The 10,938-nt window shown below is 69.6% G+C and carries 9 protein-coding genes; 5 read left to right on the top strand and 4 right to left on the bottom strand.

The genetic code is table 11. From position 1 onward, the window contains the following. Positions 1-63: 63 nt before the first annotated feature. The gene (locus tag IT779_RS01330) at positions 64-1,410 is read right to left on the bottom strand and encodes a replication-associated recombination protein A (RefSeq protein WP_196147263.1); all 1,347 of its coding nucleotides are present in this window, start codon (positions 1,408-1,410) and stop codon (positions 64-66) included. Between the two features lie 58 nt (positions 1,411-1,468). Between IT779_RS01330 and IT779_RS01335 the strand changes: the two genes are divergently transcribed. Next, on the top strand, positions 1,469-3,154 hold the full coding sequence (locus IT779_RS01335) for an alkaline phosphatase D family protein (RefSeq protein ID WP_196147264.1): 1,686 nt from the start codon (positions 1,469-1,471) through the stop codon (positions 3,152-3,154). 46 nt (positions 3,155-3,200) lie between these two features. Beyond that, positions 3,201-3,710 carry a mycothiol transferase gene (locus IT779_RS01340; protein WP_196147265.1) on the top strand — a complete coding sequence of 170 codons (510 nt, stop codon included), beginning with the start codon at positions 3,201-3,203 and terminating at the stop codon, positions 3,708-3,710. Positions 3,711-3,723: 13 nt separating this feature from the next. On the opposite strand, the gene IT779_RS01345 is transcribed toward IT779_RS01340, so the two are convergent. After that, entirely contained in the window at positions 3,724-4,893 is a 1,170-nt protein-coding gene (locus tag IT779_RS01345; protein WP_196147266.1) for a phosphotransferase family protein, read from the bottom strand. Between the two features lie 194 nt (positions 4,894-5,087). Between IT779_RS01345 and IT779_RS01350 the strand changes: the two genes are divergently transcribed. Beyond that, positions 5,088-6,083 (top strand): DUF2189 domain-containing protein, encoded by a 996-nt coding sequence (locus IT779_RS01350; RefSeq protein WP_196147267.1) that lies wholly within the window; start codon positions 5,088-5,090, stop codon positions 6,081-6,083. A gap of 10 nt (positions 6,084-6,093) precedes the next feature. Here the strand turns inward: IT779_RS01350 and IT779_RS01355 are convergent, their stop codons facing one another. Then, on the bottom strand, positions 6,094-7,080 hold the full coding sequence (locus IT779_RS01355) for a DUF389 domain-containing protein (protein WP_196147268.1): 987 nt from the start codon (positions 7,078-7,080) through the stop codon (positions 6,094-6,096). Positions 7,081-7,172: 92 nt separating this feature from the next. Further along, the gene (gene aspS / locus IT779_RS01360) at positions 7,173-8,948 is read right to left on the bottom strand and encodes an aspartate--tRNA ligase (protein ID WP_196147745.1); all 1,776 of its coding nucleotides are present in this window, start codon (positions 8,946-8,948) and stop codon (positions 7,173-7,175) included. 353 nt (positions 8,949-9,301) lie between these two features. Between aspS and ypfJ the strand changes: the two genes are divergently transcribed. Both ypfJ and IT779_RS01370 read left to right on the top strand, forming a co-directional pair. Continuing rightward, on the top strand, positions 9,302-10,228 hold the full coding sequence (ypfJ, locus tag IT779_RS01365) for a KPN_02809 family neutral zinc metallopeptidase (RefSeq protein ID WP_196147269.1): 927 nt from the start codon (positions 9,302-9,304) through the stop codon (positions 10,226-10,228). A 129-nt stretch (positions 10,229-10,357) separates the two neighbouring features. Further along, entirely contained in the window at positions 10,358-10,876 is a 519-nt protein-coding gene (locus IT779_RS01370) for a hypothetical protein (protein ID WP_196147270.1), read from the top strand. The last annotated feature ends 62 nt before the right edge of the window (positions 10,877-10,938 follow it).

Raw genomic sequence — 10,938 nt, forward strand, 5'->3', positions numbered from 1 at the left:
CCGGTCACGCGCACCCGATTTCTCATCGCCCGTGCGCCCGAACCGGCGCGCGCGGACCGGTGTCTAGGACCCCCGGACGATCCGCCGCAATTTCTGTACCCGAGGACCGATTTCGCGTTCGAAGCCGTGGTCGGTCGGCGTGTAGTAGTTCGCGCCGATCAGGTCGTCGGGCGGATACTGCTGGGCCACTACACCGTCGGGATCGTCGTGCGGATAGCGATAGCCCTGCGCGTTGCCGAGCGCGGCCGCGCCCGCGTAGTGACCGTCGCGCAGGTGCGCGGGCACCTGCCCGGCCTTGCCCGCGGGGATGTCGGCCATGGCGGCGCCGAGCGCGGCGGGCACCGCACCGGATTTCGGGGCGGTGGCGAGGTGGATGGTGGCGTGGGTCAGGGTGAGCTGCGCCTCGGGCATGCCGATGAGCTGCACCACCTGCGCCGCGGCCACCGCGGTCTGCAAGGCGGTGGGATCGGCCATGCCGATGTCCTCGCTGGCCGAGATCACCAGGCGGCGCGCCACGAATCGCGGGTCCTCGCCCGCGCTGAGCATGCGGGCCAGATAGTGCAGGGCGGCATCGACATCCGAACCGCGGATGGATTTGATGAACGCGCTGATCACGTCGTAGTGCTGGTCGCCCGCGCGGTCGTAGCGCACCGCGGCCTTGTCCACGCTCGCCTCGACCAGATCCACGTCGACGACGCCGTCGAGGGAGGATTCCGCGGAGGCCTCGAGCGCGGTGAGGGCGCGGCGCGCGTCGCCGCCCGCGATCCGCACGATGTGATCGAACGCGGCGTCGGTGACCGTGTACGCGCCGCCGAATCCGCGCGGGTCGGCGACCGCGCGCCGCAGCACCGACCTGATGTCCTGCTCCTCCAGCGACCGCAATTGCAGCACCAGCGACCGCGACAGCAGCGGCGAGACCACCGAGAACGACGGATTCTCCGTCGTGGCCCCCACCAGCAGCACGATCCGGTTCTCCACCGCGGCGAGCAGCGCGTCCTGCTGGGTCTTGGAGAAGCGGTGCACCTCGTCGATGAACAGGACGGTGCGTTCCCCCGCGCTCAGTCTGCGCCGCGCCAGGTCGATGACCGCGCGCACCTCCTTCACCCCCGCCGAGAGCGCCGACAATGCCTCGAAGCGCCGCCCGGTGGCCTGCGAGATCAGCGAGGCCAGCGTGGTCTTCCCGGTGCCGGGCGGGCCGTAGAGCAGTACCGACGCCGCGCCCGACCCGTCGATCAGCCGACGCAGCGGCGAGCCGGGACCGAGCAGATGCCGTTGCCCGACCACCTCGTCCAGCGCGGCCGGGCGCATGCGGACGGCCAGCGGCGCGGCGGCGCCGTGGCCGCGGAAATCCACGGCCGCCCGCTCCGACTCCGGGTCGGCGCCCGGCACGTCGAACAGACCATTGCTCATAGCTGCGACCGTACCGGTGGGCTCCGACACTCCTACTTGCCCAGGGCCTCCCGATGAGATGGGATCGTTACTCGTGGATGAAAACGCCCCCGTTTCATACTCCGCCCCTCCTGGATCCGTACGCCGCCGCACCTTCCTCGAAGGCGCGGCGGCCCTCACCGGCGGCGCCGCCGCCCTGCTCGCCGCCGCACCCGCGCGCGCGAACTCGCCGATCTTCGCGCACGGCGTCGCCTCGGGCGACCCGTTGCCCGGCGGCGTCATCCTCTGGACCCGAGTCACCGTGGCGCCGGAAGCGACGCCGGGTTCCGGACTCGGCGCACCGGCCTCGGTCCGCTGGGAGATCGCCGCCGACCCGAGCTTCACCTCCATCGCGGCCACCGGATCCGCCACCGCCGGACCCGACACCGACCACACCGTCAAGGTCGACGTCACCGGACTCGCCCCCGCCACCGACTACTACTACCGATTCACCGCACTCGGCACGACCTCGACGACCGGGCGCACCCGCACCGCACCCGCCGACTCCGCCTCCCCCGAACGCCTACGCCTCGGCGTGGTGTCCTGCTCGAACTGGGAGGCGGGCTGGTTCTCGGCCTACCGCCACCTCGCCGCGCGCGACGACCTCGACGCCATCGTCCATCTCGGCGACTACATCTACGAATACGGCCGCGACGAGTACGGCGGCCGCCACGGCGCGGTACGCGGACACGACCCGGTCCACGAGATCGTCACCCTCACCGACTACCGAATTCGGCACGCGCAGTACAAGACCGACCCGGATCTGGCCGCGTTGCACGCCCTGCGACCGTTCATCTGCACCTGGGACGACCACGAATCCGCCGACAATTCCTGGTCGGGCGGTTCGAGCAAACACGATCCCGCGGTCAGCGGCGACTGGCGCGACCGCCGCGCCGCCTCCGCGCGCGCCTACCTGGAATGGATGCCGGTGCGCGCCAACGGCTCCGGTGACAATGTCCGCATCTATCGGCGCCTGCGCTTCGGCACGCTCGCCGAACTGTCGATGCTCGACCTGCGCAGCTACCGCGACCGCGAGGCCAAGGCCGTGACCGGCTGGCGCGAGATCGACGACCCGGCCCGCACCATCACCGGCAAGGCCCAGATGGATTGGCTCACCGCCGGATTGGCCTCATCGCCCGCGCGCTGGAAGCTGGTCGGCAATTCGGTGATGATCGCGCCGCTGGTCTTCCCGCCGCTGGAACCGGCCACCACGGCGGCGTTCACCAGCGTCATGGGACTGCCGCAGGCGGGCATCCCGGTCAACGGCGACCAGTGGGACGGCTACACCGCGGATCGCGTCACCCTGTTCCGCACCCTGCACGAGCGCGGCATCGGCGATGTGGTCTTCCTCACCGGCGACATCCACTCCTCGTGGGGCGCCGACCTGCCCATCGACGCCGCGAACTATCCCGGCGGTCCGACGGTCGGCACGGAATTCGTGGTGCCATCGGTGACCTCGTCCAGCATCGGCGAACTGCTGAAGGCGCCGCCGCGCACGATCGCCGTGCCGATCGAGGAGTCGATCAAGGGCATCAACCGCCACCTGCGCTACATCGAACTGGAATCGCACGGCTACGGCGTCCTCGAGGTCACCGCGGCGCGGGCGACCATGGACTGGTTCTACGTCCTCGACGTGGAGGACCCGAATACCGGTGTGCGCCTCGGCGCTTCGTACACCGTGGCATCGGGCGGGCGGATGGCGCCGAGCCCGGCGCCGATCGGCTGAGCCGGACCGGGAATATCGCGCGCGGGTCCGGCCCTTGCACATCGATATGACGAGTGCAGACTTGCTGGTCGATGCCTTCGGCCGGATCCGCGAGAACGTCCACGGCGCCGTCGACGGCCTCACCCGCGACGAACTGGCCACCGCGGTGGAGCCGGGCGCGAATTCCGTCGCCTGGCTGATCTGGCATCTCACCCGCGTGCAGGACCACCACGTGGCCGAACTGCTCGACGCCGAACAACTGTGGAGCGCCGACGACTGGGCGGGCCGCTTCGACCTACCGCTGCCCGCGTCCGACACCGGGTACGGGCACGGCGCCGCCGAGACCACCGCGGTCTCGGCGGCGGCCGATCTACTGCTCGGCTACTTCGACGCCGTGCACGCGCGCACCTTCGACTACGTGAGCGGACTCACCGACGCGGACCTGCCGCGCGTGGTGGACACCCGGTGGGATCCACCGGTGACCCTCGGCGTGCGGCTGGTCAGCGTGATCGACGACGACATCCAGCACGCCGGCCAGGCGGCGTTCGTGCGCGGCATCCTGCTGCGGCGGCGCTGACCGCCGCGCCACGCTACTCCGACCAGCGCTCCTCGAGCATGGCGGAGACGTCCTCGGCGAAATCGCCGACCGCGTCGTCCCCGGTGCACCTGGCGTCCTCGGCCAGCGCCGCCCAGCGGTTGATGAGCGCCTCCGACCTCGGCACCGAGAGGCCGTGCTCGCGGGCCGCGGCGATGCGCGCGTGATCGGCGGGCAGGAACCAGTAGGTGCTCAGCCACACCCAGATCAGCCTGGCCTCGAGAATGCGCTCGGCCAGCGCGGCGTCGTCGGCGAGCGCGGGCCACACCCCGACGACCTCCGAACGCCACGCCTCGATCATCTGCCTGCCGCGTTCGCGCGACAGCTCGAAATCGCACAGGCAGCCGGGGAAGGAGACCAGCGCGTAGGCGATGTCGAGGGTCGCGTCGCGGAAGCCGCCCCACTCGTAGTCGAGGAAACGCGCGCCCTCCTCGTTGATGATCACATTGTCCGGGCACAGATCCGAGGGGCTGAAGGCGCGGAAGCGACCGGCCGAGAACAGCCGGTTGCCGCGCACGATCCGCTCGGCGATCTCGCCGGGCACCTCGATCCCGAGTTCCCGGCTCAGCAGGCCGGGCACTTCCGCGATCGCGGTCTCGGCCTGCTGGGCGATGCCGTCGATGCGGTGCACGACGTCGACGCGGCGCAACAGCGCCACGAAATCCGCCTCGCGCCCGACGGTGGCCGCGTGCATGCGGCCCATGGCCTGCGCGAAGGCCATCAGCGCGTTGCGCGTCGGCTGCGCGACGCCGGACTCGAGAACTTGGCTGAGCAGGGAGTTCTCCCCCAGATCGCTGAGGATCAACAGCCGGTCCGGCAGGCTGTGCGCGATCAGGTACGCGCCGGGTCGCTGGTCGCGGCCGAGCGCGGTGGTGAACTGATAGGAGACGGTTTCGCGGAGGAACGCCGAGTCGATGCCCGCGACCCCCGGCGCGAATGCGCCGGTACCCAGGTCGCGAGCGGTGCCACGGACCTGCTTGATGATCAGGGTCCGAGGCAGCGAGAAGGCGTTCTCCGAAACACGCACACGTAGGACAGTCGTCCTACCACTTCCGCTGAGTTCGATCGGATCGCTCAGCTTTACCGGAGCACCCATTCGCTTTGTGAGCAACTGCTGTGCTGCGGACACGACTTCGGCGGCGCGTTCGGCCAATAGTGCGGTCATCGCCTCTCAAGCTACTCGCATCAGGTCACTTCTAGCGAGCTGTTACACAACCTTTCCGCGTCGTCCGGCGTGTCCCGCCCTCCCGGTTGCGGGTCGGGCGCCGCTCGCTTGACACCGATGCGCCGGTCGGGTTTTCTCAACGTCAACTGCTGTGCGCCACACCGCAAACCAGTTGCCTCGAAAGGTCTACTACATTGACCGACACACCGTCGCCCGTTCCACGCGATCCGGCTCGCGACACACCACCGAGGGGCGAAGGCGCACAGCCGACCGGCCCCGGCGGGCAGTACCCCGGCACGGGGCAGCATCCTTCCGGCGGCCACCATCAGAGTTCCGGTCAGGCCGCGCCGCCGCCCGCGCGTGGCGCCGGTCATCCGCGCCACGAAATGCCGGGTGGCGCGGGGTACCCGCAGTTCGAGGGCCCCGGGGCGGCGCAATACGGCACCGAGCCGGTCGAGCCGCCGCCCGCGATGACGGGTTCGGCGCAGCCCTCCTACGGACCGACGGGCACCGGCCCTGGCGCATCCGGCTCGGGAGACCAGCCCGTCTACGGCTACCAAGTAGCCGGACCGACCGGTCTGAATGTCAGCGGCGCGATCGGCTACGGACTGGAGAAGTTCCGGTCGAATCCCGCTCCGTGGCTTGGTGTTACGGCGCTCGGGCTGGTCATCTACCTGGTTTTCATCTTCCTGGTGCAGTTCCTCGAACCGAGTTCACTGCTGCCCGTCGTCGTGATCTTCCTGTTCGTGCTCGCCGCGCTCTGGGTGCTCCAAGCGGCCATGGTGCGCGGCGCGCTCTACGAAACCGACGGCGACAGACCGAGTTTCGGCTCGTATTTCCGCTATCTGAACGCGGGCAACGTCCTGCTCACCGCGCTGCTGGTCTACCTCGGCGTCTGGATCGGGCTCGCACTGTGCATCCTGCCCGGACTCGTCGTCGGCTACCTGTGCATGTTCGCCCTGCATTTCGTGATCGACCAGGATCAGGGGCCGTTCAGCGCCATCAGGTCCAGCGCCACGGCGGTGCTGCGCAATCCGGGCCAGACGCTGCTGCTCGCCCTCACGGTGGTGGTGATCACCCTCCTCGGCGCGCTGCTGTGCGGCCTCGGACTGCTGGTGGCCGGTCCGATCGCGGTCATCGCGGTGACCTACGGCTACCGCACGCTCGCGGGCGGACCGGTCGCCCCCTGACCGGACCGGCTCACTTCTGCACCCAGGTCACCTTCTCGACCTTCGACGACATGCCGAGCCACCGCTTGAAGCGCTCCACAGGCCCCGCGTCGCTGCCCGCGCGAGGCCGCAGGTAGAGCACAAGCACGCCCGCCGCCACGATCCCGCCCAAATTCACCGCGAGTTGCCCGGTGGACATCAAGGCCACATCCCACTGCCCCACCGTCGCCGCGACAACAGCGAAGCCGGCCGCGGGCACGGTGGTCACCGAGATGAACACCCCGATCAGCGCCGCCGACTTGGCCGTGACCAGCGACAACATCCCGGCCGCGCCCGCGAGCAGCGCGACGATCAGCGAGAACGGCCCGACCTCGTAGATGAAGTCCACATTGTGCGCGTTCTCCACCCCGGACAGCGTGATCCAGCCGAACTGTTCCCACAGCAGCGTCGCGGCCAGGGTCACCGTCATCGCCACCGGGAACGCGACCAACAGCGCCACCGCCGATTTGCGCGTCAGCAGCCAGTCGCGGCGCACCAATCCCACCGAGAACGCCGCCAGCGGACCGAATTCCGGCCCGACGACCATGGCGCCGACGATGGTCACGGCCGAATCCGTCGCGACGCCGACCGCGGCCAACAGACAGGCGATGGTGAGGAAGGCGAGAAAACTCGAATTCAACGAGGATTCCTCATGGGTCTGGGCGAGCAGTTCTTCCCAGACGACCGCGTCGCTGGGATCACCGGGCGCCTCATCGATCGCGCGGTCCCCCGCATCCGACAGCACGGTCTCCACGGGAGTGAGCGTGAGACCGCCGTCGTGCTCGATGCCGAGCGCTTTCAGATGCTCGATCACGTCATTGGCGGCCTCGCGCGCCACATCGGCCTGCACGAGATCGCCCTCGGGCTCCAGGGCGACGCCGCGCGCGAGGGTCACATGGGTGACGCCGGGATCGGCGGCGAGGACCGCGAGCACCCGTTCGGTCGTCGCGGACGGACTGATCATGCGCAGATGCAGCACGGATTCCCCTGGCGGTCAGCGCGGCGCTGACCGCGTTCCAACTGCGCGGAACGCTACCGTCCCGCCGCGCCGACCGCCATCACGGCACGCGACTACTTGCCTTCCTCGGGCTTCGGCTTGACGTCGAGTCCGGCTTCCTTGCGCTGCTGCGCGGTGATCGGCGCGGGCGCATCGGTGAGCGGGTCGACGCCGTTGCCGGTCTTCGGGAAGGCGATGACCTCGCGGATGGAATCCGATCCCGACAGCAGCGCCACGATACGGTCCCAGCCGAAGGCGATGCCGCCGTGCGGCGGGGCGCCGAAGGCGAAGGCGTCGAGCAGGAAGCCGAACTTCTCCTGCGCCTCCTCGGTGCCGATGCCCATCACGCCGAACACGCGCTCCTGGATGTCACGGCGATGGATACGGATCGATCCGCCGCCGATCTCGTTGCCGTTGCAGACGATGTCGTAGGCGTAGGCGAGCGCGGCGCCGGGGTCGGTGTCGAAGGTGTCGAGCGACTCCGGCTTCGGCGAGGTGAAGGCGTGGTGCACCGCGGTCCAGGCCGAATGGCCAAGGGCCACATCCCCGCCCGCGGTGGCGTCGGCCGCCGGTTCGAACATCGGCGCGTCCACGATCCACACGAACGACCACGCGTTCTCGTCGATCAACCCGACCTTGCGCGCGATCTCGCCGCGCGCCGCACCGAGCAGCGCCCGGCTCGACTTGACCTCGCCCGCCGCGAAGAACACGCAGTCGCCCGGCACGGCGCCGACCTTGTCGGCCAGGCCGTCGCGTTCGGCGTCGCTGAGGTTCTTCGCGACCGGGCCGCCGAGTGTCTTGTCCTCGTTGACCAATACGTAGGCGAGACCGCGGGAACCACGCTGCTTGGCCCACTCCTGCCATTCGTCGAGTTTGCGGCGCGGCTGACTCGCACCGCCCGGCATCACCACCGCGCCGACATAGGGCGCCTGGAACACCCGGAACGGGGTGTCGCGGAAATAGTCGGTGAGCTCGGTGATCTCGACGCCGAAGCGCAGATCCGGCTTGTCGGAACCGAAGCGGCGCATGGCCTCCGCGTAGGTCATATGCGGTATCGGAGTGCTGATCTCGTGGCCGACCAACTTCCACAGCGCGGCCAGGATGTCCTCGGCCAGCAGGATCACATCCTCCTGGCGCACGAAGCTCATCTCGATGTCGAGCTGGGTGAACTCGGGCTGGCGGTCGGCGCGGAAGTCCTCGTCGCGGTAGCAGCGCGCGATCTGGTAGTAGCGCTCGATGCCGCCGACCATGAGCAGCTGTTTGAACAGCTGCGGGCTCTGCGGCAGCGCGTAGAAGCTGCCCGGCTGCAAGCGCGCGGGCACCAGGAAGTCGCGCGCGCCCTCCGGGGTGGACCTGGTCAGCGTCGGCGTCTCGACCTCGACGAACGCGTGCGCGGCCAGCACCTCGCGGGCCGCGGCGTTGGCCTTGGAACGCAGCCGGATCGCGTGCGCGGGCCCCTCGCGGCGCAGGTCGAGGTAGCGGTGGCGCAGCCTGGCCTCCTCGCCCGGCTGCTCGTCGAGCTGGAAGGGCAGCGGGGCGCTTTCGTTGAGCACCTCGAGTTCGGTGACGTTCACCTCGATCTGCCCGGTCGGCAGCTCCGGGTTCTCGTTGCCCGCCGGGCGCTGCTCGACGACTCCGGTGACCAGCACGCAGAATTCGGCGCGCAACCGGTGGGCCTGTTCGGCCGCCGGTCCCGAGCGGAACACCGCCTGTGCCACACCGGACGCGTCGCGCAGATCGATGAAGATCACGCCACCGTGGTCACGACGCCTGGCCACCCATCCGGTGAGGGTGACGGTCTGACCGGCGTGTTCGCTTCGCAGCGAACCAGCCAAGTGGGTGCGCAGCATCGGATTCCTTTCGACGATTCCGGCACCGGACACGGGCATTCGGTGCGTTCGCCATCGTAGCGACGACGCAGGCACGGACCCTAATTGATTTCCCCGCCCGGTCCTGTGCCGATATTGTTCCCGCCCGCCCCGCGCCCCGGTCAGCGCCGCCGCACTCGGGGGCGCCGTGTCGTGCGACACGCTCGGACCCCGATCCGGATGTCGGACATCCGTGCCAAGCTGATACGAACCCCGCGCATCCCCGACCACCTCGGCAACCGTCGAACGGCGCCCGCCCGAACCACGGCGACCGTTCGCGCGGACCGGGCCGGTCGGACAGCGGCGCGGACGATCGGACACAGGAAGCGGAAACGATGACCTTCAACGAGGGCATGCAGATCGATCCCGATGCCGTCAGATCCGGCGGCGGCGGTCCGGGCATGGGCGGCAGGATCGCTCTCGGCGGCGGCGCGGGCGGCATCATCGTGCTCGTGCTCGCCCTGCTCTTCGGCGGCGATCCGGGTTCCCTGCTCGGCGAGCTCACCGGCGCGCAGGACGGCGGGAGCCAGTCGGCGACCGCGGGCACCCCCGAACACTGCAAGACCGGCGCCGACGCGAACAAGTACGTCGACTGCCGGGTCGCGCTCACCGCGATCAGCCTGAACGCGATCTGGGGCGGCGAAATGCCCGCGCAGACCGGCCGCCGCTACGCCGACCCACAGGTCGTGCTGTTCTCCGGCGCGACGAACACCGGCTGCGGCAATGCCACCAGCGCGGTGGGCCCCTTCTACTGCCCGGCCGACAAGACCGCCTACTTCGACGTCACCTTCTTCGACGAGCTGAGCAGCCGCTTCGGCGCGAGCAACGGGCCGCTGGCCCAGGAATACGTCGTGGCGCACGAGATCGGCCATCACCTACAGACCCTGCTCGGCGATATCGACCGCGCCCAACGCGATCCGCGCGGCCCCGAGTCCGGCGCGGTGCGCACCGAATTGCAGGCCGACTGCTACGCGGGGATCTGGGCGCATTTCGCCGACAAGACACCCGCGCCCGGAAACACCCAGCCGTTCCTGAAGCCGCTGTCCGACAAGGATGTTCGCGACGCGCTCTCGGCGGCCGCCGCGGTCGGCGACGACCGGATCCAGCGCGCCGCCCAAGGTCGGGTCAATCCGGAGGCGTGGACGCACGGGTCCTCCGAACAGCGGCAGAAATGGTTCCTCAGCGGATACCGCACCGGTCAGGTCAAGGCGTGCGACACCTATTCGGCGCGCGACCTGGACAATCCGGATGCGTTGCGGTGAACCGATTCGCAGCGCGCGCTAACGCCTTTCGGCCGCGCGCCGATTCCTTTCGGTGACGTCGTCACCGGACGTCGCGCACGAGTCGCAGTGCACGTCGATCGCACTATTCGAGACGAGGGTAGGTAATTCATGCGTAGAACCATGGTCGCGCTGCTGACGCTCGCGCTGTCGGTCGCGGGCCCGAGCGCGGTCGCCGCGGCCGATCCCGAGGTCGCCGCCCCGGTGGCCGCGCCGTACGCGCTGATCACACTCACCGCCATTCCCAACGGATGGCAGGAGCGCACCGATCTGCGGCCGGTACTCGAGGTCTTCTCCGACGGCCGCGCCGTGCAGAAGCCCGATGCCGTCGACGCGCAGCGCAAACCGGAGACCCCGCCGCAGGAACTCACCGGCACCATCAGGCCCGACGCTTTGCAGTCCGCGCTGAAGGAGATCAGGGATCTCGCCTCGGCCGATTTCGGCACACCGGCGACCAACGATCGCGGCGTGCAGATCATCGACCTGATGCCGCAGCCGCCGGATCAGGACGTGCACCTGATCGTGTACTCGCCCGAGGTGGTCGACGGTTTCGGCAACGACCAGCGCACGGTGCGCCAGCGTTTCGCCGCCGTGTACCGCGCGCTGCTCGACGCCTTCGTCAAGGACTGACCGCACCCGCGAAGTGGGCCCCCCCCCCACCATCAGGCGGGGGCCCCAAAAGGGTGTTTCTA

The organism is Nocardia bovistercoris (genome assembly GCF_015674855.1).
Classification (GTDB): Bacteria; Actinomycetota; Actinomycetes; order Mycobacteriales; family Mycobacteriaceae; genus Nocardia; species Nocardia bovistercoris.

Bases quoted from the DNA above. Each gene is read 5' to 3' on its own strand.
- aspS (WP_196147745.1), bottom strand. From the start codon at position 8,948: ATGCTGCGCACCCACTTGGCTGGTTCGCTGCGAAGCGAACACGCCGGT.
- IT779_RS01335 (WP_196147264.1), top strand. From the start codon at position 1,469: ATGGGATCGTTACTCGTGGATGAAAACGCCCCCGTTTCATACTCCGCC.
- IT779_RS01345 (WP_196147266.1), bottom strand. From the start codon at position 4,893: ATGACCGCACTATTGGCCGAACGCGCCGCCGAAGTCGTGTCCGCAGCA.
- IT779_RS01330 (WP_196147263.1), bottom strand. From the start codon at position 1,410: ATGAGCAATGGTCTGTTCGACGTGCCGGGCGCCGACCCGGAGTCGGAG.
- IT779_RS01340 (WP_196147265.1), top strand. From the start codon at position 3,201: ATGACGAGTGCAGACTTGCTGGTCGATGCCTTCGGCCGGATCCGCGAG.
- IT779_RS01370 (WP_196147270.1), top strand. From the start codon at position 10,358: ATGCGTAGAACCATGGTCGCGCTGCTGACGCTCGCGCTGTCGGTCGCG.
- ypfJ (WP_196147269.1), top strand. From the start codon at position 9,302: ATGACCTTCAACGAGGGCATGCAGATCGATCCCGATGCCGTCAGATCC.